This window comes from Rhizobium sp. P43 (assembly GCF_056730705.1).
In genome coordinates, this window is record NZ_JBWZOO010000002.1 from 32,748 (window position 1) to 56,606 (window position 23,859).

19 protein-coding genes and 1 pseudogene are annotated in these 23,859 nt (G+C 59.3%); 13 read left to right on the forward strand and 7 right to left on the reverse strand.

From position 1 onward, the window contains the following. The first annotated feature begins 20 nt into the window (after positions 1 to 20). Together AC1PUL_RS21775 and chrA are read left to right on the forward strand one after the other, a co-directional pair. On the forward strand, positions 21 to 323 hold the full coding sequence (locus AC1PUL_RS21775) for a PadR family transcriptional regulator (RefSeq protein ID WP_136600425.1): 303 nt from the start codon (positions 21 to 23) through the stop codon (positions 321 to 323). Further along, positions 320 to 1,537 (forward strand): chromate efflux transporter, encoded by a 1,218-nt coding sequence (gene chrA / locus AC1PUL_RS21780; protein ID WP_480468728.1) that lies wholly within the window; start codon positions 320 to 322, stop codon positions 1,535 to 1,537. The genes AC1PUL_RS21775 and chrA overlap by 4 nt, the downstream gene beginning before the upstream one ends. An 81-nt stretch (positions 1,538 to 1,618) precedes the next feature. Here the strand turns inward: chrA and dmeF are convergent, their stop codons facing one another. Beyond that, entirely contained in the window at positions 1,619 to 2,572 is a 954-nt protein-coding gene (gene dmeF, locus AC1PUL_RS21785) for a CDF family Co(II)/Ni(II) efflux transporter DmeF (protein ID WP_480468729.1), read from the reverse strand. Then, a complete protein-coding gene (locus tag AC1PUL_RS21790; protein ID WP_480468730.1) occupies positions 2,569 to 2,847 on the reverse strand; it encodes a metal/formaldehyde-sensitive transcriptional repressor in 279 nt (92 codons plus the stop codon). Before AC1PUL_RS21790 ends, dmeF begins: the two co-directional genes overlap by 4 nt. Before the next feature lie 96 nt (positions 2,848 to 2,943). On the opposite strand from AC1PUL_RS21790, the gene AC1PUL_RS21795 reads away from it, so the two are divergent. From AC1PUL_RS21795 to AC1PUL_RS21835, 9 genes are all read left to right on the forward strand, one after another. After that, on the forward strand, positions 2,944 to 3,360 hold the full coding sequence (locus tag AC1PUL_RS21795; protein ID WP_480468731.1) for a hypothetical protein: 417 nt from the start codon (positions 2,944 to 2,946) through the stop codon (positions 3,358 to 3,360). A gap of 72 nt (positions 3,361 to 3,432) precedes the next feature. Continuing rightward, positions 3,433 to 4,881, forward strand: a complete 1,449-nt coding sequence (locus AC1PUL_RS21800) for a multicopper oxidase family protein (RefSeq protein WP_480468745.1) — start codon at positions 3,433 to 3,435, stop codon at positions 4,879 to 4,881. An 11-nt stretch (positions 4,882 to 4,892) separates the two neighbouring features. Then, complete coding sequence (locus AC1PUL_RS21805) at positions 4,893 to 7,100, forward strand: copper-transporting P-type ATPase (RefSeq protein WP_480468732.1); 2,208 nt, start codon at positions 4,893 to 4,895, stop codon at positions 7,098 to 7,100. Positions 7,101 to 7,315: 215 nt separating this feature from the next. After that, on the forward strand, positions 7,316 to 8,026 hold the full coding sequence (locus tag AC1PUL_RS21810) for a response regulator (RefSeq protein ID WP_480468733.1): 711 nt from the start codon (positions 7,316 to 7,318) through the stop codon (positions 8,024 to 8,026). Next, complete coding sequence (locus AC1PUL_RS21815) at positions 8,019 to 9,389, forward strand: ATP-binding protein (RefSeq protein ID WP_480468734.1); 1,371 nt, start codon at positions 8,019 to 8,021, stop codon at positions 9,387 to 9,389. The genes AC1PUL_RS21810 and AC1PUL_RS21815 overlap by 8 nt, the downstream gene beginning before the upstream one ends. Before the next feature lie 249 nt (positions 9,390 to 9,638). Then, the gene (locus AC1PUL_RS21820) at positions 9,639 to 11,150 is read left to right on the forward strand and encodes an efflux RND transporter periplasmic adaptor subunit (protein WP_480468735.1); all 1,512 of its coding nucleotides are present in this window, start codon (positions 9,639 to 9,641) and stop codon (positions 11,148 to 11,150) included. A 7-nt stretch (positions 11,151 to 11,157) separates the two neighbouring features. Next, on the forward strand, positions 11,158 to 14,310 hold the full coding sequence (locus tag AC1PUL_RS21825; protein WP_480468736.1) for an efflux RND transporter permease subunit: 3,153 nt from the start codon (positions 11,158 to 11,160) through the stop codon (positions 14,308 to 14,310). Between the two features lie 19 nt (positions 14,311 to 14,329). Continuing rightward, positions 14,330 to 14,704, forward strand: coding sequence for a hypothetical protein (locus AC1PUL_RS21830; RefSeq protein ID WP_480468737.1), 375 nt, complete (start codon positions 14,330 to 14,332; stop codon positions 14,702 to 14,704). A 153-nt stretch (positions 14,705 to 14,857) separates the two neighbouring features. After that, positions 14,858 to 15,304, forward strand: coding sequence for a DUF411 domain-containing protein (locus AC1PUL_RS21835; protein ID WP_480468738.1), 447 nt, complete (start codon positions 14,858 to 14,860; stop codon positions 15,302 to 15,304). A 22-nt stretch (positions 15,305 to 15,326) separates the two neighbouring features. On the opposite strand, the gene AC1PUL_RS21840 is transcribed toward AC1PUL_RS21835, so the two are convergent. Continuing rightward, positions 15,327 to 15,710, reverse strand: coding sequence for a MerR family transcriptional regulator (locus AC1PUL_RS21840; RefSeq protein WP_480468739.1), 384 nt, complete (start codon positions 15,708 to 15,710; stop codon positions 15,327 to 15,329). Between the two features lie 73 nt (positions 15,711 to 15,783). Here AC1PUL_RS21840 and AC1PUL_RS21845 point away from each other — a divergent pair, with 73 nt between their 5' ends. Beyond that, positions 15,784 to 16,572 (forward strand): MauE/DoxX family redox-associated membrane protein, encoded by a 789-nt coding sequence (locus AC1PUL_RS21845; protein ID WP_480468740.1) that lies wholly within the window; start codon positions 15,784 to 15,786, stop codon positions 16,570 to 16,572. A 336-nt stretch (positions 16,573 to 16,908) separates the two neighbouring features. On the opposite strand, the gene AC1PUL_RS21850 is transcribed toward AC1PUL_RS21845, so the two are convergent. The 4 genes and pseudogenes from AC1PUL_RS21850 to AC1PUL_RS21865 form a co-directional block, all read right to left on the reverse strand. Continuing rightward, positions 16,909 to 19,269, reverse strand: a complete 2,361-nt coding sequence (locus AC1PUL_RS21850; RefSeq protein WP_480468741.1) for a hypothetical protein — start codon at positions 19,267 to 19,269, stop codon at positions 16,909 to 16,911. Positions 19,270 to 19,420: 151 nt separating this feature from the next. Further along, the gene (locus AC1PUL_RS21855; protein ID WP_480468742.1) at positions 19,421 to 19,999 is read right to left on the reverse strand and encodes a PIN domain-containing protein; all 579 of its coding nucleotides are present in this window, start codon (positions 19,997 to 19,999) and stop codon (positions 19,421 to 19,423) included. Further along, positions 19,989 to 20,435, reverse strand: coding sequence for a MerR family transcriptional regulator (locus AC1PUL_RS21860; protein ID WP_231814346.1), 447 nt, complete (start codon positions 20,433 to 20,435; stop codon positions 19,989 to 19,991). The genes AC1PUL_RS21855 and AC1PUL_RS21860 overlap by 11 nt, the downstream gene beginning before the upstream one ends. A 198-nt stretch (positions 20,436 to 20,633) precedes the next feature. After that, positions 20,634 to 20,845 (reverse strand): annotated as a pseudogene (locus AC1PUL_RS21865) (metal-sensing transcriptional repressor); the annotation flags it as partial. Between the two features lie 336 nt (positions 20,846 to 21,181). On the opposite strand from AC1PUL_RS21865, the gene AC1PUL_RS21870 reads away from it, so the two are divergent. Further along, the gene (locus AC1PUL_RS21870) at positions 21,182 to 23,749 is read left to right on the forward strand and encodes a heavy metal translocating P-type ATPase (protein ID WP_480468746.1); all 2,568 of its coding nucleotides are present in this window, start codon (positions 21,182 to 21,184) and stop codon (positions 23,747 to 23,749) included. Positions 23,750 to 23,859 lie beyond the last annotated feature (110 nt).

The following is a 23,859-nucleotide window of genomic DNA, read 5'->3' on the forward strand; positions in this document are numbered from 1 at the left end:
GTGCCTCCATGTCGAGCCGTATGGACCATCATGATTTGCTCTCGGGCCTGGTTCGGCTGCATATCCTGCATCACGCAGCGCAGCATCCGGTCTATGGGCAATGGATGATCGACGAACTGGGCCGACACGGCTACCGCCTGTCTCCCGGCACGCTCTATCCGATGTTGTCGAAGATGGAGCGGGACGGCTACCTTTCCAGCACCACCGAGCGCGACGGGCGCACGTCACGAAAATTCTACGCCATCACGGATCTCGGGCGCGAAGGCCTGGCGGTCGCCAAGATCCAATTGAAAGAACTCAAGGGAGAGGCTGGAACCTCATGACGGATAGCGCGATCACGACCGATACGAAGATGCCGGCAGGCACGCCATCGGAAGTCTTCACCACCTTCCTCAAACTCGGCCTGACATCCTTCGGCGGTCCGATCGCTCATCTTGGTTATTTCCGGGAAGAACTCGTCAACAGGCGCGCATGGCTTTCCGACCACGCTTATGCCGATCTGGTAGCACTATGCCAATTCCTGCCCGGTCCTGCCTCCAGCCAGGTTGGTTTCGCTCTCGGCATGATGCGTGCGGGCTGGCTTGGAGCACTTGCAGCCTTCACAGCCTTTACCGTACCGTCCGCGCTGATCCTCCTGCTGTTTGCCCTGTCGGCTGCAAGCATATCCGGGCCGATTGGAACGGGCGCACTGTATGGTCTCAAGATCGTCGCTGTCGCCATCGTGGCGCAGGCCGTCTGGGGCATGGCAAAAAACCTCTGCCCGGACAAGGAAAGGGCAGCGATCGCGGTCCTGGCCGTCGCGATCCTTGCTTTCCTCCCGGGTGCCTTTGGTATGATTGGAGCGATCCTCGCTGGCGCCATTGCAGGTCTTCTCCTCGGCCGTGGCACCGACACGCCTTTGAGCGGCCATGTGACGATGCCGGTATCACGCCGGGGCGCGGCTGCGGCACTCATCGCCTTTTTCGGCCTGCTGGTGGCGCTGCCCTTGCTTGCCAAGTACGGCCAAACATTCGCCGTCGCCGACAGCTTCTACCGCGCAGGATCACTGGTGTTTGGCGGCGGCCACGTGGTCTTGCCCCTTCTCGAGGCCGAAGTCGTCCAGCCGGGTTGGGTTACACCTGACGCGTTCCTCGCAGGTTATGGAGCCACTCAAGCCGTCCCCGGACCGCTGTTCACCTTCGCCGCCTATCTGGGTGCTGTGCTCGGTCCCGAGCCGAATGGTATCGCAGGTGCGATGATCGCGCTTCTGTCGGTTTTCCTGCCTGGCTTTCTGCTTCTCGTCGGCGTGCTACCGTACTGGGATCGCTTCCGCTCGATGGCGACGGCGCAGTCCGTGATGCAGGGAGCGAACGCAGCCGTCGTCGGCATACTCGGTGCTGCACTCTATTCCCCTGTATTCACCAGCGCGATCGGCAACATGCGTGACTTCACGCTGGCGCTTCTTTGTTTCGTCCTGTTGATGGCGTGGAAGCTTCCGCCGTGGATCGTCGTAGTTGTAGCCGCAGTCGGTGGCGTGGGGTTGGCCGTGATTGACTAGGACGGCCTTGCCGAAACACCATCAATGCGAGCCGAATAATGCGATCGCCTTCATCGGATATTCGTCTCCTGATCCAGGAGCTTAGGCGGACTGCACTTCGACCGTGACGTGAGAGAGATCGTGAATAGCGGCCAACTTGGCTTTGTAGGCTGCGACGGGTAGCGGTGCTGGTGAACGGAGCGCGACGATGGCTCCATGATGTCCTGGACCGAGCTGCCAGACATGCAGATCGACTATCTCGTCTCCTTCGGTCTCGATGATGTCCCGAATTTCTTGCGGTAGGTCCTCATGCGGCGGAAGATAGTCAAGCAGGACAGCGCCCGTATCCCGCATCAAACCCCACGACCAACGAGCAATTACCAGACTGCCGACGATACCCATAGCAGGGTCCATCCAGTTCCATCCGTAGAGGCTTCCAAAAATCAGCGCCGCGATCGCGAGCACCGAAGTCAGGGCATCTGCTAGCACGTGAAGATAGGCAGCGCGAAGATTGTTGTCGGTAGCTGCCGCATGATCATGCCCGTGGCTGTCACTGTCATGAGAATGATGGTGGTCGTGTCCATGGTGGTGATGCGAGTGATCGTCACGCAGTAGCCATGCGCACAGCAGATTCACACCGAGACCTACCACCGCCACCGAGATTGCCTGCGGGAAATCGATCGCTACCGGACTGTAGAGGCGCGTCAGGCTCTCCCAGCCGATCAATAGCGCAATCAGCGCCAGGACGACTGCACTGCCGAAGGCCGCAAGGTCACCGAGTTTGCCTGTGCCGAAGGTGAACCGCGGGTTATGGGCGTTCTTGCGGGCGAACATATAGGCGAGGGCTGCAATCAGCATGGCGGCCGCGTGCGTCGACATGTGCCAGCCATCGGCTACAAGTGCCATCGATCCGTACAGCGAGCCGGCGGCGATCTCGATCACCATCATGGTCGCGGTAATGACGATCACGAGCCAGGTGCGGCGCTCGTTGCGTGCGTGGTTGTCACCGAGGAAAATGTGGTCGTGAGGGGACCGAAGGCGGGTGTCCGAGGTCATTTCAGATAGGTCCTGATGGCATCGATGAGTTCAGTCGCGGCCTGTGCTCGAGCCTGATCGGGATCGGTCTGCGGGTTCGAAACGTGCTCGCGGATGTGGTCTTCGATCAGTTCTCCGGTCAACCCAGTGACAGCACCCCGAATAGATGCGACCAAGTTCAAGACCTCGCCGCAAGAGGCGTCGCTCTCCAACGATCGTTCCACAGCCTCGATTTGTCCCTTAAGCCGGCGAACGCGGGCGAGCAGCTTGTCTTTGTGTTTAATTGTGTGGCTCATAACATAGGGGGCTACCCTATATTTTTTATTCCCGCAAGCTTGCGCTTCGGAGCACTTGACCTTCCCATTATGGGAAGCTGCAAGCTCGATGTTGGGTTGACCGACATCAATCCGCAAGGGCTCGAAAACGCCTATTCTGGTGGTATCGATAGAGAGAAGGTGATGAGCGGTATTTTGAGGTTCCAGAATTGGATCATGCTGACCGTCGCCTTGCTGGCGATCACGCTTCTACTCGCGTCCACCCAGTCACATGCCGGTCCGCAGCCTTGCTCGTCCCAAATCGTCCATGCCGGCGGTGAAAACCACATTCAGACAGACGGCCAGACGGATATGGACCACTCGGCCACTCATGACTGTTGTGCCCAGGCCTGCACGCTGTGCCCTCCGTCGTTCTCAGTGATGTCGCTGTTGGCTGATCAATTCGAGCGTGCGCTTGTCCCTATCACTGCGTGCTCACCCCTTCACGGGCAGATCCCTTCTCCCGGACGTCATCCCCCTCGAACCGCTGTCTGAAGAAAGCGCTTGATGCGCAATTTTCATTTCAACAGCAGCGGTCGTCATGACGGCCGGATCGAGAGAAACATCATGTATCGCAGAGACTTTCTGAAAGCGCTCGCCTTGGGTTCCGTGGCCCTGTCCCCCCTCGGCTATGCCTGGGCAAACCCAGGAACACAATCGAGCGAGCTTGTGATCGGCAAACGGACCCTGGACGTCAACGGCAAGGCTGCCTCCGTCTTCGGACTGACCGACAAGGCCGGGAACGCCGGGCTGGTCCTCAACGCGCCCTCGGACTTCGACGTCCTTCTTCGCAACGAAAGCGACGAGGAGACGCTCATCCACTGGCATGGGCTTACGCCGCCTTGGGATTTGGACGGGGTGCCGGGCAATCCGGCTGCACTGCTTCCGCCAAAGGAAAGCCGGGCCTACAAGTTTCCTTTGCCGAGAGGCGGCACCCATTGGATGCATGCCCACACTCTGCAGGAGCAGAACCTGCTCGCGGCACCCCTTATCATACGAACCGCCGAAGATCTTGCCCGCGACGAGCAAGAGGTCATCGTGCTCCTGCATGATTTCTCCTTCAAGTCGCCCGAGGAACTGCTATCCGACCTTCAGAGCGGTGGCGGTCATGCCATGCCCTCTGGACACGGAGATATGTCCTCCATGATGAACATGCATGGTGGCCATCAGATGGGCTCGGCTGAAACTTCAGCCGCGCCTCACACGATGATGGGCATGGACCTGAACGACATCGAATATGACGCCTATCTAGCCAATGACCGGACGCTCGATGACCCCGAGATCGTCAAGGTGGAACGGGGCGGCCGCATCAGGCTTCGCATCATCAATGGCGCGACGGCAACCGCCTTCACGATCGATACGGGCGAACTTGGGGGCGAACTGATCGCTGTCGACGGGATGGACGTCGTCCCGGTCCGCGGCCGTCAGTTCCCCTTGTCGATGGGCCAACGGGCCGACATCCGTTTGGCCTTGCCACTTGGCGACGGGGCATATCCTATACTGGCTCTGCGGGAAGGGGCCATTGAGCGCACTGGCGTGATCCTCGCCACCGCCTCCGCACGAGTGCAAAAGCTTGAAGCCACTGCGGAAGCCAGGGGCCCGGTTCTTGACCTTTCGCTCGAGCAAAGCCTTCAAGGCCTGACACCGCTGGCACGGCGAGCTGTTGATCGGCAGTTTGCGATGATGCTGGGCGGTGACATGGCGACCTATCGCTGGTCCATCGACACCGACAGCCCGATCGAAGTCAGCAGCGGACAGCGCATTCGGATTTCCATGCACAACATGTCGATGATGGCCCATCCGATGCATCTGCATGGCCATCACTTCCAAGTCACGGAAATCAACGGCAAGAACATTTCCGGCGCTATGCGGGACACTGTGATGCTACCGCCCATGGCGCAGGTGTCGATCGAGTTCGACGCGGATAATCCAGGCCGCTGGCCGCTGCATTGCCATCATCTCTATCATATGGCGACAGGCATGATGACATTCGTCGACTATGTCCAGCAGGGCTGAAGGAGGGCGAGATGAACAACGCAAATCACGCGCATCACTACCATCACGGACATTCACACGATCCGGCAGTTTCCTCATCCAAGCCTAGTGGTCCGGGCGTGGTCGAAGCGTCGATCTACACCTGCCCGATGCATCCCCAAATTCGCCAAACGGAGCCCGGCTATTGCCCCATCTGCGGAATGGCGCTTGAGCCGGAAGTGGCGAACTTGGAAACGGGTCCAAGTCCAGAACTGGCGGACATGACCAGACGGTTCTGGATTGGCCTAGTCCTCAGTGTCCCGGTAATCGCCTTGGAAATGGGTGGCCATCTCGCGAACCTCCACGTGATGCTGGGGCCACAGACGTCGAACTGGCTGCAATTGGTGCTCGCGACACCAGTTGTCCTCTGGGCGGGCTGCCCCTTCTTCGAACGCGGCTGGAAATCCTTGGTGACGCGCCGCCTGAACATGTTCACCCTGATCTCGATGGGAACGGGTGCGGCTTGGATTTACAGCGTCGTCGCGACCGTTACGCCTGGACTGTTTCCGGTCACGTTCCGCGCAGAGGGAGGTTCGGTCGCCGTCTATTTCGAGGCTGCTGCCGTCATCACGGTCCTGGTCCTGCTTGGTCAGGTTCTGGAGCTGAGGGCGCGCGAACAGACGGGCGGTGCCATCCGCGCGCTTCTCGATCTGGCACCGAAGACCGCACGGCGCGTGCGCGCTGACGGCATAGATGAGGATGTCGGTCTCGACGCCGTGGCTGTTGGCGACCGTCTGCGCGTTCGACCGGGAGAGAAGGTGCCGGTTGATGGCTTGCTTCTGGAGGGCCGAAGCTCCGTCGACGAATCCATGATTACGGGCGAGTCGATGCCTGTCACCAAGGTTGTCGGGTCGAAGCTGATCGGCGGCACCATGAACCAGACCGGTGGTTTCGTCATGGAGGCTGGCAAGGTCGGGAGCGACACCATGCTCTCACAGATCGTCCGCATGGTCGCAGATGCCCAACGCTCGCGCGCGCCCATCCAGCGCCTCGCCGATGAAGTCTCGGGCTGGTTCGTTCCGGTAGTCATCGGAGTGGCACTCGTCGCGTTCGCTGTCTGGATGATCTATGGGCCGGAGCCTCGTTTCGCCCACGCCCTAGTGGCGGCCGTTGCCGTCCTTATCATTGCCTGCCCCTGTGCTCTGGGGCTGGCAACACCAATGTCGATCATGGTCGGCGTCGGTCGCGGAGCAAGTCTTGGCGTGTTGATCAAGAACGCCGAGGCCCTGGAGCGCTTTGAGAAGGTCGATACGCTAGTCGTCGACAAGACAGGCACTTTGACGCAGGGGCGACCCGAGGTGACAGCGATCGCCGCGGTCGCAGGCATATCAGAAACCGAATTGCTGCGGCTCGCGGCCACAGTCGAGCGTTCAAGCGAACATCCGCTGGCACTGGCAATCGTCAATGCGGCCAACAACCGTGGCATCGCTCTGGGAGATGCTACCGACTTTGACAGTCCTGTGGGCAAAGGCGCGATGGGCGTGGTCGAAGACAAGCGGCTGATCCTCGGCAGCCACCGCATCATGGAGGAAGAAGGTGTCGACGTTACCGCGATGACTGCGAAGGCAGAAGAGCTTCGTAACGACGGCGCAACGGTCATTTTCATTGCTATTGATGGCCGCTTGGCAGGTCTCTTTGCCATTGCCGATCCCATCAAGGCGACGACACCGGATGCGGTGAAGGCGCTCATAGAAGACGGTATTCGCGTCGTCATGCTGACGGGCGACAACAAGACGACCGCTCTTGCCGTCGCACGCCGCCTCGGCATCTCGGAGGTGGAGGCGGAAGTCCTGCCTGCGGACAAGAGCAAGATCGTCTCGCGGCTGCGCAGTGAAGGCAGGATCGTTGCCATGGCGGGCGACGGTGTGAATGATGCTCCCGCACTGGCCGCAGCAGATGTAGGTGTTGCCATGGGAACAGGAACCGACGTTGCCATTGAGAGTGCAGGCGTGACCCTTCTGAAGGGAGACCTTCAGGGCATCGTCCGGGCAAGGCAGATGAGCCGCGCGACGATGAGCAACATCCGTCAGAACCTCTTCTTTGCCTTCATATACAATGCCGCAGGCGTGCCTGTCGCAGCAGGCGTTCTCTACCCCGTCTTCGGCCTGTTGCTCTCCCCGATCATTGCCGCAGGAGCAATGGCCCTGTCGTCGGTGAGCGTTATCGCGAACTCCCTTCGCCTGAGAAGCATGAAGCTTTGAAGCTGATCGCGCACACCTGTTGATGATAGCCTCTCAGGCGTGGAGGCCCATGTTCTAAGGTCCTTCGTGCGCCCTGTGTGCCTCGAGCAGTTGGATTCTCGATCTTAGGGCTTCTGCTGTTGAAACAATCTGTTACCTTCGCGACACATATTGCCGTAAGTCGCTCTGCTAACTCCAGAGTCTGCAAACTAGGTGAAGCTGCGGAGAGAACACACTTGGATGCCTCAGCCGAAATCCTGATCGTGGATGACGACGGCCAGATCCTGATTCTGGTCGCCAAGTTCCTGCGGACGAACGGCTTTCGCGTTCACACGGCGCGCAACGGGGTCGAGATGGCTGAGACCCTGAAACGCACGTCTGTCGATCTCATCGTGCTCGATCTCATGCTCCCGGGGAAGAACGGGCTGGACATCTGTCGCGAACTGCGCCGCATTTCCTCTGTGCCGATCATCATGCTGACGGCCAAAGGCGACGAGACCGATCGCATCATCGGTCTTGAGGTTGGGGCTGACGACTATCTCCCGAAACCCTTCAATCCTCGCGAATTGCTGGCACGCATCGGCGCGGTGCTAAGGCGGACCCGCACGGCTGGCAACCCGACGACGGAGCGTGCTGGCAGAAGCTTCACCTTTGCTGGATGGTCGCTCGACACGATGAGGCGCGAACTGACCGCTCCGAGTGGCGTCGTCGTGGATCTGTCTACAGGGGAATATGACCTGCTGCTCGCGTTCCTCGAAGCGCCGCAACGCGTTCTCAGCCGTGAGTTCCTCTTGGACGCGGCCCGCAATCGCGCAATAGAAGGCTATGATCGGTCGATCGATGTCCAGGTCAGCCGTCTGCGTCGCAAGCTCGACGGGGGTGAGGATCTCATCAAAACGGTGCGCGGCGCGGGTTATCTCTTTGCGACGGATGTCGTCCGTGCGTGATGGTCGTTCCGAAACACGGTTACAGCGCTGGTGGCGGTCAATCGACAGTCTGAGACTGCGGACAGCACTCGTCGTCCTGTTCGGCATCTCTCTCGTGCATTTCGGTAGCCTGTTCACCTACCACCAGAGCCTGGAACAGGAACTGGACCTTGCAAACGAAGTCCGGCTTGCAGACCAGCTTCTGACGATAAAACGATCTGTCATGCGTGCGCCGGTCGAAGAACGGGAGAATGTCGCGCACGACTTTTCCGGTGGTTCGATAGACGCCCATTGGGGCTCCACTCCCTATGCGGTTGAGGGCGATACCGCTGGTCAGAACTGGGAGCCACTTCGTCGCAACCTTCGAGCACTTGCTCCAGAGATTGCCGAGGACGGTCTCATTATCGGGCCGGATAACCAGGCAGGTGATGATCCGCATCTGGCAGTCGTGTCGATCAAGCTCCCCGATGCGTCGTGGATCAACGTCAATCTCGTCTCCTGGGACCGCAAAGTCCCGCCTCCGGGAGGAATGCTGGTTTCAACGACCTTGATGGCTCTCGGGGCAATCATCGTCTCCATGCTTCTGGTGCGCTGGTTCACGCGCCCACTGACAGCGGTGGCTACTGCGGCCAAGGATTTTTATCGGGGCAAGACTGTCGTTCCCGTTCCGGAAACGGGTCCGCGGGAGGTGGTCGAACTCGCTGTCGCCTTCAATGATATGCAACGGCGTATAGAGCGATTGATCGAAGACCGCACCCAAGCGCTCGCAGCCGTTTCGCATGATCTGAAGACTCCGATCACACGACTGCGGTTCAGAGCCGAGGATCTGGCAGATGGTGTCGCGCGCGATGCAATGGCCGAGGATTTGACGGAGATGGAGCGGATGCTCGATCAGACGCTATCCTTCCTGCGTGGCGATCGCAGCGACGAAGAACTGAAGCCGCTCGACATCGTCGCGATCCTCGGAACGCTGGTCGACGATGCGGCCGATCGTGGCGCATCCATCGAACTGTCCGGGGCCGCCCATGCGATCGTGACGGGCCGGAGGCTGGCGCTTAAGCGCGCCTTGTCCAATCTCATCGACAACGCACTCAAATATGGCGAGAGGGCTCGGATAGAGGTCGACAATCGGCAGTCCGACGTCGTCGTCACAATCATTGATGACGGCCCCGGTATCGAGGCCGAGGACATCGAGCGAGCCCTCTCGCCATTCGTTCGGCTTGAGCCATCGCGAAACCTGGAGACGGGTGGTTTCGGTCTGGGACTGCCGATCGCTCAGGCCATTATAGACGGCCATTCCGGTGCGCTTCGCCTGGAGAACGGTGAAACGGGAGGGCTGGTTGTCAGTGTCGTCCTCCCGAAGGACTCGGCAAAACCGCCCTGAAACAATCTGTAACAATCGGGACATCGACGGACAAAGAGGCGCAGCTACACCGAAGCAAATCAACTTTTGCTCAGGGCTAAGATGGTCGACCGATTCGCCTCTGTTCTCGCTGGAATCTGCCTTTCTATAACAGGACTTGCTGCATCCTACGCTGCGGCCCATGAGGGTCATGATCACGGTGCGCCGCCTCCGCCGGTATCCACCACAATTGCTCCGCGAGCCGACGCATCGACGGCGGATCTGGAGTTGGTGGCTGTGGCCCGAGGAGAGCGGCTGGAAATCTTTCTCGACAGCTTCAAGGGCAATGAACCGGTCGACGGTGCGGTACTCGAAATCGACAGCCCTGCGGGAACGCTGACGGCCGAAGCTTCGGGCGAGGGAACTTACGTGGCGACGGCACCATGGCTGACAAAGCCCGGTTCATATGATCTTGCCATCACCGTGGTGGCCGGTGACCTCTTCGACGTCCTGACAGTTACAATGGTAATCCCCGAGATGACGGCCAGCCCTGTTCCGGTGGCTGCCGCGGATGGTTTCCTCATCAGTTCGGCTTTTGCGCAGGAGGTTGGCGCCCGACTGCAGCGACAGGACATGACACTCTGGGTGGTTGGCGGTGGTGGCATCGTGGTCGGCTTGCTGCTTGCATTGCTTTTCCGCAGCCGCAAGACTGGAAGCTCGACCGCTGCATTAGCCGCAGTCCTCTTGCTTGCCGGGGCACCGCAGTCGGAGGCCGCGGGGCCGGCTGCACCCACAGCGCAGGCCGCCGAGCGGGATGTCGCCCAGCGGTTTGCCGATGGGTCGATCTTTGTGCCGAAGACAACCCAGCGTATCCTCGCCATCAGGACCATCTTCACCGAGCAGGCAGCCCACGCCGGGACTGTTGAACTTCCGGCCCGCATCATCCCGGACCCCACGACATCAGGCTATGTCCAGGCCTCCGTGTCGGGAAGGCTTCTGCCGCCACCCGGCGGCTTCCCGCAGCTTGGTGCGCGGGTGTCCGCCGGGGATGTCTTGGCCCTCGTGCAGCCCTCTGTCGGTGCCGCTGATCTGACAAGCCAGCAGCAGCAGGCCCGTGAGCTCGATCAGGAAATCATGCTGGTCGAACGCAAGCTGCAGCGTTTCGAGCGGCTGCAGTCAGTGGTAGCCCGTGCCGAGATCGAGGATGCGACACTGGAACTCCAGGGCCTGAAGGCCCGGCGTGCCAACCTTGAACAGGCGCCAACGGCGGCTGAAGAGCTGACCGCCCCCGTATCGGGCGTCATCGCTGCGGCCCAGGCCGTTGCCGGTCAGATTGCCGAGCCCAATACCGTGATCTTCCAAATCATCGACCCCAGCCGTTACTGGGTAGAAGCACTGAGCTTCGACGCGCATTCCGTGACCGGAGCCGCGCGCGGCAAGTTCATGGATGGCAGAACCGCCTCTCTCTCCTATCGGGGCAGCGGGCTTGCCGATCGCAATCAGGCGATCCCGATCCATTTCAGCGTCGAGGGCCAGGCAGAAGGTATCCGTGCCGGGCAGTTGCTGACCGTTCTGTCATCGACCACTGACGAGCGCACGGGCATTGCCGTGCCACGCACCAGTGTTCTGCGTGCTTCCAACGGGCAATCACTTGTCTATGAACACACCAATGCGGAACGTTTCGTCCCGAGGGAAGTCCGTACCGAGCCGCTGGATGGTGACCGTCTTCTCATCGTCTCCGGGATTGAGGCCGGAAAGCGCATCGTCACACAGGGTGCCGAACTCCTGAACCAGATCCGCTGAGGCTCCGATGTTCAACTTTCTCGTTACCCAGTCCCTGCGGAACCGCCTGTTCGTCCTGGCGATCGCGGCTGTCCTGATGATCTACGGGGCGTTCACGGTCACCCGTCTGCCCGTCGATGTCTTCCCGGATCTCAATCGGCCGACCGTCACGATCATGACGGAGGCCGAGGGGCTCGCACCGGAGGAGGTCGAACAGCTCGTCACCTATCCGCTCGAATCCCAGATGAACGGCCTTCCCGGTGTGAGCCGTGTCCGCTCGACTTCGGGCGTCGGTCTCTCGATTATCTATGTCGAATTCGACTGGGACACGGATATCTATCGCAACCGCCAGCAGATCGCCGAGCGCCTGTCGCTTGTGCAGCCGCAACTACCGGCAAATGTCGTTCCGCAGATGGGGCCGATCAATTCGATCATGGGCCAAGTCATGCTCATTGCCGTGACCGGGCCGGACAGCGTCTCGGCCATGGAGTTGCGCGAACTCGCTGATTTCACCGTCCGACCACGAATCCTGAGCATTCCGGGTGTCGCCCAGGTCATTCCGATCGGCGGCGAGGTTCGCCAGTATCGCGTTTCTCCGAACTCTGCCGCCATGCGGGCACTCGGCGTGTCCTTCGAACAGATCGAGCAGGCGTTGGCGCAGTTCGGCTCCAACACTGGAGGGGGCTTCACCGACCAGTACAGCCGTGAGTTCCTGATCCGCAATGTCGGCCGCACTCAGAACATCGAGGATCTGGCGAGCGTGGTGGTTGCCAGTGTCGATGGGCAACCGGTTCTCCTGCGGCAGGTCGCGGAAGTTGGATTTGCACCGCGCCTGAAGCGCGGGGATGCCGGTTACCAGGGACAGTCTGCCGTCATCGTTTCGGTGGAAAAGCAACCTGATATCGACACTGTCAAATTGACCCGCGAGGTCGAGGCAGCCCTTAACGAAATCAGCGCCACATTGCCCGCGGGCGTGAAAGCCGATCAGGTCCTTTTCCGCCAGGCCAATTTCATCGAAACCTCGATCGGCAACGTGCAGAAGGTGTTAGCTGAGGCCATCGTCGTCGTTGCCATCATCCTCTTCGTATTCCTCCTGAATACCCGGACCACCCTGATCTCGCTGACGGCCATCCCCGTGTCCATTCTGGTCACCGCGATCGTCTTTCACCTGCTCGGGTTGTCGATCAACACCATGACGCTTGGTGGCCTGGCGATCGCCATCGGTGAACTGGTCGACGATGCGGTCGTCGACGTCGAGAACATCTTCCGGCGGCTGCGGGAAAACCGGGAAAAGGGCAATCCGCGCTCGGTCTTCGATGTCGTCGTATCGGCCAGTCAGGAAGTTCGCTCCGGCATCGTTTATGCAACGATGATCATTGTTCTGGTCTTCGTGCCGCTGTTTGCCCTCTCAGGTATTGAGGGACGGCTCTTCGCGCCGCTGGGTCAAGCGTACATCATCTCAATCCTCGCTTCGCTTGTGGTCTCGATCACGCTGACGCCCGTCATGGCCTATTACATGCTGCCGGGCCTGAAACGCCTCGACGAGCATGAGGGCGTGGTCGTGCGTGTCCTGAAACGGGCGAACCGTCGGCTGCTCGACTGGTCCTTCGGCCATCCTAAAATCTTGATGTCGACCGTGGTCGCAGGCGTCGTGGCAGCGGTTTTGTTTGCCACCCAATTGCCGCGATCGTTCCTGCCGCCCTTCAATGAAGGCACGCTGACGATCAGCATGCTCTTCAACCCCGGCATCTCGCTTGCCGAGAGCCATCGGGTCGGTCTGATTGCTGAGCGGTTGATCATGGAAGTGCCGGAGGTCGAGCAGGTCGGTCGTCGCACGGGACGCGCCGAGCTCGACGAACATGCAGAGGGCGTCCACTCGTCCGAAATCGAAGTGGCGCTCGCTGCAGACGGTCGGTCCAAGGACGAGATCATTGCCGATATCCGCTCGCGGCTCTCGGTTCTGCCCGTTGCCACCAATGTCGGCCAGCCGATCTCGCATCGCCTCGATCATATGTTGTCAGGCGTGCGCGCCCAGATCGCGCTGAAGATCTTCGGCGAGGATCTCGACAGCATTCGGGGCTTTGCCGAGGAGTTTCGCGGCAAGCTAGCTGAGATCCCTGGGATCGTTGACTTGCAGGTCGAAAAGCAGGTCCGGATCCCGCATCTCGAAGTGATCGTCGATTACCGCCGGGCTGCCCTTTACGGCATCCAGCCGGCGGCCGTCACTGAGCAGCTTGAGCGACTGTCGAACGGGACGATCGTGTCCCGCATCGTCGACGGCAACAAGCGGTTCGACGTCGTGTTGCGGCTCGAGGATGATATCCGCAGCACCAAGGGGCTCTCGGATCTGCTCATCGAGACGCCGGCGGGCTGGATCCCCGTCAGCCAGATAGCCGAAGTCCGCGAGACGGATGGTCCCAACCAGATCCTTCGTGAAAACGGAAAGCGTCGCGTGGTCGTTCTCGCCAATACGGATGGCGAAGCCGACATGGCAACGGTCATTGCCCAGATCCGCGAAGTGATCGCGAGCTCTTCTCTTCCGCCCGGATTCTTCGTCAGCCTGGAAGGCACCTTTCAGGCGCAGGAAGAATCGATGAGGACTATCGGTCTTCTCTCTATCATCTCGCTGGCGATGGTGTTTGCGATCCTTTATTCCCGCTATCGCTCGGTGCTCTTCGTCTCGATCATCATGGCGAGCGTGCCGCTCGCACTGATCGGCTCGGTGACTGCGCTCTGGATTGCCGGCCAGCCGCTCTCCGTCGCCTCGATGATCGGCTTTATCACGCTGACGGGCATTTCGACGCGCAACGGCATTCTGAAGATCAGCCACTACATTAACCTGGCGATCCAGGAAGATCTGCCGTTCGGCAAGGAACTTGTCGTGCGGGGCTCACTGGAACGTCTGACCCCAGTCCTGATGACGGCTCTGTCGGCTGGTGTTGCGCTTATTCCGCTGATGATCGATGCGACCGCACCGGGCAAGGAAATCCTCAACCCGGTCGCGATCACGATCTTCGGTGGTCTCGTGACCTCGACCGTACTCGATACGCTTCTCACTCCTACCCTGTTTCTGCGCTACGGTCGGAAGCCTCTGGAGCGTCTCGTGGAGCAGGTTCGTGCTCAGGTGAGTGGTACGAATCAGTCAGCCGGAACGCCCAATCAAACCATCGAAGCCTTTTAAGTCCTACCAGGAGAACTCCATGCGCCGCAGTCTGCTCACCCTTTCCCTCGTCTTCGTCATGACAGCTTTGCCCGCTTATGCACACGCGCCCCGTCCTGGACCGAACGGCGGGCTGAAGGTTGACGCAGGCGCAAACCACCATGTCGAACTCGTGACGACAGGAACGACTGAAGTGACGATCTATTTGTTTGACGCAGCCGACCAGCCCGTCTCTGCGGCCGGACACACAGGCAATGCCATCCTTTTGATTGACGGCGCTGTTCGTCGGTTTGCGCTGTCTGCTGCTGATGGCAATCGCCTCACCGGGACTTCGCCCGTTCCGGTCAATCCGGGTGTCAAGGGTGCGATCCAGGTGATCACCCCGGACGGGACCACCGCGCAGGGTAAGTTCTAAGCTTGGACGCGCAAAATGCGAGTGCCAGGATCGTTGACCTGGGGCAAAGATGCCACGCCATCGCCGTGCCAAGATCAGGTCATCAACTGTCGGGAGCCTGCCGGGCATCTCCTTCCAGTTTTGAGCGGCTTACCGAAGTTCGCAGGAGAGAGTATGAGACGCAGAGAATTTCTGGCTGTGGCCGCCACGATGGCTCTGACACCCGCCACGGGCTTTGCCGCAGTGCCATCGGTCACCCTGCACAAGGATCCCACTTGTGGCTGTTGCTCGTCATGGGGCGATGCCTTCACCAAGGTGGGCTTCTCAGTTCGCACTGTTGAAGAATCGGACATGGATCAGGTCAAGGAACGCCTCAAGGTGCCGCCGTCCGTTCGGGCCTGCCACACAGCGGAAGTAGAAGGCTACTTCCTTGAGGGCCACGTGCCGATCGATGCCGTGAGAAGGCTGCTCGATGAACGGCTGCCCCTGGCGGGGCTTGCAGTCGCTGGAATGCCTATGGGTTCGCTCGGTATGGGCGGGTCACCGGAACCCTACGACGTCATCGCAATCCCGCGCGATGGCGGTGAGATGTATGTCTATCAGTCATTCAAGCCGGACTGACCGGAACTGCTGCTTTTGCAGGCTACAGTCCAAACGAATGGAGGATAGGGCAGGGGCCGCTTTTGCCGGAAGAGCATTCCGAAACCAGGCGTTTTAGCGCATCGCGGGTCCGATTGAGTTCGGCGATCCGCGTCTCCAGCGCGATCAGTCGCGCCTTTGCGGCCTCGCGTGCCCGCTCCCTGTCGTCTCCCGCATCGAGTTCGAGCAGCTCCCGTATCTCCTCCAGCGTAAATCCAGCCGTCTGAGCCTGGCGGATAAACTTCAGCCGCCTCTGATCCTCAGTTCCATAGCGCCTGCCTCCCTCAAGGCGTTTAGGGGTCTTCAACAGACCCTTGCGTTGGTAGAACCTGACGGTCTCCACGCCGACACCGCCGGCTGATGCAAATTTTCCGATTGTCATATCCATGGGGCTTGACTCCGTACCGTGGTACGGAACGTATGGTCTTGCCAACTGTTTCACAAGTCAAAGGAGACGTGAAATGTTGGATAGAGTGAACCCCTCGACTGCAGTGAAAAAAGCCGTCCTCTACCGGATGGTCACTGCGGAGCATACCTGCCCTTATGGCCTCAAAGCCAAGGACCTGCTGAAGCGGTCTGGATATGAGGTGGAGGACCATCACCTGAAAACGCGCGCGGAAACGGATGCGTTCAAGGAAGAGCACGGTGTGAAGACGACACCGCAGGTGTTCATCGACGGTGCCCGTGTCGGCGGCTATGACGATCTGCGCCGCTACTTTGGAAAGCCTGTGGCCGATCCGAAGGCAACCACCTATCGCCCTGTCATCGTGCTGTTTGCGATGACTGCACTGATGGCAATGGGTGTCAGCTACGGCGTCCTCGGCACGCCATTCACCGTCAGGGCACTGGAATGGTTCATCGCTTTCTCCATGGTCGTTCTGGCCATGCTCAAGCTTCAAAATGTCGAAACCTTCGCGACGATGTTCCTCAACTATGACCTCCTCGCGAAGCGGTGGGTGCCCTATAGCTACATCTACCCCTACGCCGAAGGACTTGCAGGCGTTTTGATGGTCGCCGGTATCGCGAACTGGCTGTCGATCCCAGTCGCGCTGTTTATCGGTGGCGTCGGTGCGTTCTCAGTATTCAGGGCGGTCTATATCGACAAGCGCGAGCTGAAATGCGCCTGCGTCGGTGGATCGAGCAGCGTACCGCTGGGGTTCATCTCACTCACCGAGAACTTGATGATGATCGCGATGGCTGTCTGGATGGCATTGGCATCGTCAGGAATGGTGCTTGGCCACCAGATGTAAACTGCACCACAACACCGTTCAGTTAGGGAGCCGGTAAAACGTCGCCGGCTTCCAACCCGTCACATTCATACGGGAATTCCTGCCGTCCGTTGATGTTCAAAATCGTATGTCAGCTTCCAACATAGATCGGCACGAACGGACAGCCGGCTTCCGGCGCCGTATCAGCCATTCCCGAGTGCAGTTGTTGCCCCATACGGAAATTCAGCGCGAACTTATCGGCCGAATAACGGGTCGGCGGTTCGAGTCCTTTCAAGGCAGAGACGACAGGCAGTGCCCTAGACGGACGTGGACATTTTGTGCAAATGCCTCGAGGGGCTGAGCGACGCATCCGCCACACTACGCCGCCTCCCATACCTGATTGAGGATCCGCGCCGCCAATGCTGCTTTGTCCTGCGGCAGAAAGCGCCCGTAGTGCTGCTGCACGACGTCAGGCGTGTCCTGGATGGCATAACTTGCCTGCTCATAGGATCCGGTCTGCTTTAGGATGTGTGTGGCGAGCACGTCTCGGACATTGTGGGGGCCATGCGGTAGCAGACCCTTAATTGCGCCGCGGCCGGTATACGGATTGTATATGCCGTAGCGCTGAATCGCCAACCGCCAAGCCTCGTAGAATGTTGTCTGATTATACGCCGCATCGATACTGGTCGTTTTGACGGTTTTGACGAAAAGCGTTCCCGGATCATGCGCGCGACCCAGAAGCACCTTCCGATGCCGCTCGATATAGGCATTGAGATAAGTGTAGAGATCAAGAAGATCCGGCAGCACCAGACGAAACGGCTTCTGCCCGAAAAAAGATGAGCCCGAGTTCTTGAACGCGTTGGACGGGATGAAGACCTCCCACCCACGCTCCCGTTCGTTCCAACGCAGTTCGCCGCGCTTCATGTCTTCGAGCCGGCGTTCTGCGGTCGGGAATTGCCCGCGCGGGCAGACCAGCAATTGCCGAAGGTTTTTCTGCCTGAGGCCGAGATGCAAGCCAAGCCTTAGCATCAGGAACGAACGGACTGCCTCTGCGGCTGCCCGCGGGTAACGATGCTCATCGGGCATCCGCTTCAAGATCTCCTCGGTGATCTTGCGATATTCAGCGAGCGGGCTATCTGCCTCCAGTACGCACATAATTGGCTCGAATGGATCGCGGTGGACCCGCATCACCCGCTGGATTTCTTTTGATCGATTGGCTGCATGGCGATGGAAGTCCTCGCACGCACCGTGCCAATCTCGACGAGCAGCCGCAATCTCGTCTGTCGTGATCAGTCCTTCGATCGGCTTTACGTTGCGCAACAGTTCGGGATGTTGGCGGATCCAGCCGACTTCAGCGCGAGTGAGGGCCATAGCCACCATTAGCATGTCTTCCTCCCATTTGGTGAAGAAGCCGCGACGGCGCTCCCGCCATTGCAAATACCAGTCCCACACGCCCGGGAAGATCAGGAGACCGAAGGTGAGTTGGCTGAGCTGCACGCCTCGACCTTTGACAACTCCGTTCGGGGATGCCGCAAGTGCTCCAAACATCAGACCAAGATGTTCGATCTTCTGGCTGGCTGTCTCCTCATTCCAGACGCCATTCCTGCGGTAGCCTATCTCGGTCAGTGTCGACGTCTTGAAGCGGATGAGGTCTGCCATTTCCATCGCAAGCCGAGGGTGTGCATCAACGACACCGGAGAGCAGATCTGGATCCTCCAGCGCCTCGGTCGTAGGCCCTTTTTCGTCCTCATCTCGCAGCCAGCTAGAAGCCGCTAGTCGAGGAGTGAGTGCACTCCCGCCGTATGTGATCCCAGGGAACCGGATTGCGTAGCGCTGCTTCGTCGCGGCGGCCTGGAAACGTCTGTAATCTGTCGACCCCGAGATGATGACGCGCCGGACCCATTCCAGGATCTCTTCGCGCTTTGAAAATGGCAGGCTGCCGAAGTCGTCAGGAAGATGCCAGGCAAGCCGGCGCCGTTCCGCCGGACTGATGTCTTCCAGATCGTGGCCATATAGCGATCTGGATTGGTGTGGCAGTTTCGCTTTGAAGTAGCCTCGCTCCAAGCCATATCTGCGCTCGATCCGGCAAAGGATATCGAAGCTTGCCACCGAACGAGGCACACGCTGGCCCTCAATCCACGACAGCAAGGTCTTCGCATCAAAGGTTTCGTCTATGCGAACGACCGCCCGGTGGAGTTGCCAGTAACTCTCGCCAAAGCGGCGCATTTGATAGGCGAGTGCATCGGCGAATGAACTCGGGTCGTTGTTTGCCTCGAACAATGGTTCTGGTCTGTCAGAAACTGGTCTCGGCTTAGGGCCGGGGCGGCCAGGTGAGGGCGAACTCTCGACCTCTTCGACTTCGTGATGCTGGTTTGTCGGAAGGGCGGCAAACTTTTCCGTGGCACCGGAATTCAGCGCTGTTTGCAGTCTTCTGCCTTTCGGAGCATCGTCTTCCACAGGCGGCTTCTTCAGCCAACGCATGATCGCATCCAGCGCTGGTCGCAGTTGTTTCTTCAACGTTGTCGTCAACGCCTCATCGATCCCGCAATCGTGCGCGATCTGCCGCCAGTCGTAGCGGTTGCTCGCAAGCGCAGGCGTCTTTTTAAAGGTGATCAAACCCAGAAGGTACGGCCGTATGTTCTCTACGACCCAATCCGGCGCGACGGGCGCAATACGGACATCGCAGTAGGTCGAAATCTTCTTCTGAAAATGGAGTTTGGAAAGGTCTTCGTTTGGCATGTGTCATTCCGCAGTTTCTCGGGGCCTCAGGCCGAGGGCGTGCGGAATTAGGGGCAGACAGTTAAGAATCCGTGAAGCTGGCGAGCGCGACCCGGTAACCCAACGAAGTCGTCGGGCACCCTCGGCAGTTTTTTCCGAGGATTGCGCCGGCTCACTTCAATCCGGTTATACTCCGGCGAAGTACCCCTGAAAACTTCTTCAACCCGCCTTGATCAAGCGCGTCGACGAATGCCTCAACCGATGGGATTGTCTTACGCAGATTATGCCTCGCACTTCTGACGCTGGAGATTAGCGCTTCCGGAAATGCCGCATGGAGATCGATAAGAAAATCATCTGGCGACTTGCTGGTCACACTATGGGCGAGAAGGTTTTTTGCGGGAAAGTCCTTAAGGTTCCAGGTAACGATAACGGAGGCTTTGCCTGCGATGGCTGCCGCGAGGACATGTCGATCGTCGGGATCCGGTAGCGTGAGATCCGCAATAAGTGGGCGATGGTTCGCCACCGCTGCCTCTGGGAGGACAGCGTTCATCCGGTCGCGCGTGGCTTCCAGGCGTTCGATGGACAAGCCTGGTGTGTTGGCGGCGAGATTGCGCATCCACTCATCATGTATATCGTCAGTCCAGCGCGCCTCTACGAGACCGTCGAAGGCGCACTGGATCAGAATGTTGCGCAGGTGGAACGGGTAGAGGACGCAGGCATCGTAGACCGCGACGGGCGGATTAGAGGCCATAGGTCTCGATCAGGTCCTCTGTGTCCTCGGCTAGCGCTTCCATCGCCGTTTGTCGTTTGTCAAGCTTCGACTTTAACGCGAGCACATCCTTCAGGAGGGCGCGGCGGTGTTTGCCGACGTAGCGGAATGGCAGCTCGCCCCGGTCCATGCGCAGGACGACGAGCGGGCGGGAGATGCCAAGAATGGCTGAAGCTTCGCTCGGGCTTAGTTCCTGGTCCTCGGCCAGCACGGCGACACCCTCTCCGCGCAGCATGTGCGCTAGAAGAGCTTCAACAGCCGCGGCGGCTGAGGGCGGGATCGGGAGCATCTGCTGCTTGCCACCTGCATCACGAACGTGGAGTTCCAGCCTGTCGCCGGCAACCAGCTTTGGCAATGGCGTTGCTATTTTTCGGTCGCGATCTGAAAGTCTGGCGAAATGAACAATCTGGCTGGCCATGACGATATCTCCTTATCCGCCAATATAGCGAACAAGGCCTCTAACTGCAATAACTGAAAGTGTGGGTTGGTTGTAATGGTGGTATGGAGGGGCCGTTCTTCGGAACGCTGGTTCGATTCCCATCAAGGCGAAGGCGATGAGAGCTATTGCTCCAATAGAAGACATTCGGATGACCGGACTTATAGCTACTACGAGATCCAGGGCGCCCACCGTTTCCTTCAGGCAATGATCGAGATGGTCCTGGTTCAGGGTGCGCTTGGCGTTGCGGACTGCCTTCTCGACGGCATCCAGTTGTTGGGTGATGTCGAGACAGGGTATGCCCGCCTCGAATATGGCGGTGACACTCCTCAGATGGCGTTCGCACGCTTGAGGCGCTTGGCGGAATGCGTTTCGTGTCGATGTTCGCTCATGAAGATTTCCCACCCCCTGGAGGGGATATGTCAATCGGCTTTCTTGTTTCCGCCAAGAAACAGAGCAATCGCGTCGGCCATGAAGTTTGGGGTGGGCGACACTTCGGATCCGCTCAAGGCGTTTCGAGACTTGGTCACGCCCATCAGCTTTTAAGCACCGCTGTGGCGACATTGCAGGGGCTCGCGGCCCTCGGACCAATTAGTCGATATCGAGCGCCCCTGTCGAACCAAGTTTTTGCTTGCACCTCTAGTGGCTAGAGGTCGTAAGGTTAATCTTTCACAATGTGAGGATTTCCAGTGAGCGACTCGTTACAAACTCGTTTCCGGGTAACCGGAATGGATTGCGCCTCGTGTGCAAACAAGATCGACACTGCCGTGAGACGTATTGCGGGCATTCAAGAGGTGTCCGTATCTGTCACCGCCGGCACAATGACAGTCGAGCACACAGAAATCAGCGCTCTGGACACGATTCGCCACAAGCTTTCGGGCCTAGGCTATCAGGCCTCCCTAATCTCAACGATTTCCAAAACCGTTGTGAAACCCGTCGATAAACACGAACCGGATCGCACGCACGATCACCTACATGGAGAGCCGCACGCACAGTCCAGTCATGACGATCATTCGGATCATGGCACCCATTGCACTGGGCATGATCATGAGGCCGATCGCGTCGCGCCTTCAGATGATGTGGCTCCCCTGATCCTGCAGGCACGTTTCCGTATCGGCGGAATGGATTGCGCGTCATGTGCTTCCAAGATTGACACGGCCATCAGACGGATGGACGCTGTCGATGACGTCTCCGTGTCGGTCACGGCCGGAACCATGACGGTCAAACATCGGCAGTCAGCGGATATCAAAGCGATAGAAAAACGGGTCTCTGGTCTCGGTTACACGATCGTTCCCATGCCAGGATCGGACGGGCGCGCATCGTCTACGACCCAAGAGGGATCTGACAACGCCCACGCTGGACACGACCATGGATCGAAAAGCGCGGCGCTCGGCAAAGTTGAAGGACTCCACGGTCACGATCACGGTTCTTCCGAAGGTCCTTGGTGGGGGACTAAGAAGGGGCGTCTGACGATCTTCGCGGGTGGATCACTAGCTGTCGCTTATGGCATTGGGTATATGTTCCCAGCGATCGAAACATATGCCTACACGATTGCAATGCTTGTCGGCCTCGTGCCGATCGCCCGAAGGGCTATCATGGCCGCACTGGCTGGCACGCCATTCTCCATCGAGATGCTGATGACGATCGCCGCTGCTGGCGCACTGGTCATTAACGCGACCGAAGAGGCCGCTGCGGTCGTCTTCCTTTTCCTGGTTGGCGAACTGCTTGAAGGCGTTGCCGCGGGAAGGGCGCGCGACAGCATCAAGTCCCTTACGGCGCTCGTTCCAAAGACGGCGTTACTGGAGGAGGGCAGCGAGACCCGCGAGGTGCCAGCCGAAACTCTTGCGGTTGGTTCAATCATACTGGTTCGGCCCGGTGATCGGATCTCCGCCGATGGTGTCATCGTTGCAGGCGAAAGTTCGATCGACGAAGCGCCCGTGACCGGGGAAAGCGTGCCTGTTCGCAAGGCCGTCGACGACACTGTTTTTGCGGGCACCGTAAATGGTGATGCGGTTCTGCGTATCAGGGTCACGGCAGCATCAGCAGACAACACTATCGCCCGTGTCGTTCGCCTCGTCGAGGAAGCGCAGGAATCCAAGGCTCCGACCGAACGCTTTATTGACCGTTTCTCCAAATACTACACTCCTGGCGTGGTTGTCGTTGCCGCTTTGGTGGCAGTCATTCCTCCGCTGTTTGCGGGTGGAATATGGAGTGAGTGGGTTTACAAGGGGCTTGCCGTGCTGCTGATCGGCTGCCCATGCGCACTTGTCATTTCGACCCCGGCTGCGATCGCTGCATCACTGTCGTCGGGCGCACGCCGCGGCCTGCTCCTCAAAGGGGGCGCCGTTCTAGAAGGTCTCGGCGAGCTCACGGCGATTGCTTTCGACAAGACTGGCACGCTTACCGAAGGCAAACCGCAGGTGACTGATGTGGTCCCGTTCGGCCGGGAAAGTGAAGACGTCCTTCGGTTTGCCGCAGCGCTTGAAGTGGGATCCAGCCATCCTCTCGCCCTTGCGATCTTAAGCAAGGCCAAGGAAGAGGGCATAGTAGCTCCCTCCGGGGCCGATGCGAAGGCGCTCGGCGGCAAGGGTGTTTCCGCCATCGTGGATGGCGTTGAGGTCTTTTTCGGCTCGCCCAAGGCCGCAGCAGAGCGAGTTCCGGTTCCACTTGCTCATTTGGAGAAGATCACGTCTCTCAACGATGAAGGAAAGACCGTCTCTGTACTGGTCATTGGCGATGTTCTCGCTGGTGCCATTGCCATGCGTGACGAGCCGAGAGGCGATGCAGTTGCGGGCCTCAAGGCTCTGACGGATGCAGGCATAAGGACGGTTATGCTGACAGGCGACAATAAGCGGACCGCCACGGCCATTGGTGCGCAACTCGGCATTGAGGTCCGTGCGGAGCTGATGCCTGAAGACAAGCAGCGGATCGTGGGCGAACTGAAGAAAGAGGGCTATGTTGTCGGCAAGATCGGCGATGGGATCAACGACGCGCCAGCGTTAGCGGCTGCTGATGTCGGGATCGCGATGGGTGGTGGAACAGACGTGGCTTTGGAGACGGCTGACGCCGCCGTTCTCCACGGCAGGGTGGCTGATGTCGCCCTTATGATCGATCTCTCGAAACGGACCATGCGCAACATTTTCCAGAACATCACCATCGCTCTGGGTTTGAAAGCGGTATTCTTGGTGACGACTATCCTGGGCATCACGGGCCTTTGGCCCGCGATCCTTGCCGATACGGGAGCGACAGTCCTTGTGACCATGAATGCCCTGCGGTTGTTGCGTCCTATTCGCTGAACCGCCGGTGTCTCGTGTGTCCTTGAACTTGTCGTGATGCCAACCCGGTCAGATCTATCGGGTCTAGGTCTGTTTCGAATCTGATAATTGTGTCCCGCAAACGATACGGA

Bases quoted from the DNA above. Each gene is read 5' to 3' on its own strand.
- AC1PUL_RS21775 (WP_136600425.1), top strand. From the start codon at position 21: ATGGACCATCATGATTTGCTCTCGGGCCTGGTTCGGCTGCATATCCTG.
- AC1PUL_RS21840 (WP_480468739.1), bottom strand. From the start codon at position 15,710: ATGGATATGACAATCGGAAAATTTGCATCAGCCGGCGGTGTCGGCGTG.
- AC1PUL_RS21825 (WP_480468736.1), top strand. From the start codon at position 11,158: ATGTTCAACTTTCTCGTTACCCAGTCCCTGCGGAACCGCCTGTTCGTC.
- AC1PUL_RS21855 (WP_480468742.1), bottom strand. From the start codon at position 19,999: ATGGCCTCTAATCCGCCCGTCGCGGTCTACGATGCCTGCGTCCTCTAC.
- chrA (WP_480468728.1), top strand. From the start codon at position 320: ATGACGGATAGCGCGATCACGACCGATACGAAGATGCCGGCAGGCACG.
- AC1PUL_RS21790 (WP_480468730.1), bottom strand. From the start codon at position 2,847: ATGAGCCACACAATTAAACACAAAGACAAGCTGCTCGCCCGCGTTCGC.
- dmeF (WP_480468729.1), bottom strand. From the start codon at position 2,572: ATGACCTCGGACACCCGCCTTCGGTCCCCTCACGACCACATTTTCCTC.
- AC1PUL_RS21860 (WP_231814346.1), bottom strand. From the start codon at position 20,435: ATGGCCAGCCAGATTGTTCATTTCGCCAGACTTTCAGATCGCGACCGA.
- AC1PUL_RS21850 (WP_480468741.1), bottom strand. From the start codon at position 19,269: ATGCCAAACGAAGACCTTTCCAAACTCCATTTTCAGAAGAAGATTTCG.
- AC1PUL_RS21870 (WP_480468746.1), top strand. From the start codon at position 21,182: ATGGATTGCGCCTCGTGTGCAAACAAGATCGACACTGCCGTGAGACGT.
- AC1PUL_RS21830 (WP_480468737.1), top strand. From the start codon at position 14,330: ATGCGCCGCAGTCTGCTCACCCTTTCCCTCGTCTTCGTCATGACAGCT.
- AC1PUL_RS21800 (WP_480468745.1), top strand. From the start codon at position 3,433: ATGTATCGCAGAGACTTTCTGAAAGCGCTCGCCTTGGGTTCCGTGGCC.
- AC1PUL_RS21835 (WP_480468738.1), top strand. From the start codon at position 14,858: ATGAGACGCAGAGAATTTCTGGCTGTGGCCGCCACGATGGCTCTGACA.
- AC1PUL_RS21805 (WP_480468732.1), top strand. From the start codon at position 4,893: ATGAACAACGCAAATCACGCGCATCACTACCATCACGGACATTCACAC.
- AC1PUL_RS21845 (WP_480468740.1), top strand. From the start codon at position 15,784: ATGTTGGATAGAGTGAACCCCTCGACTGCAGTGAAAAAAGCCGTCCTC.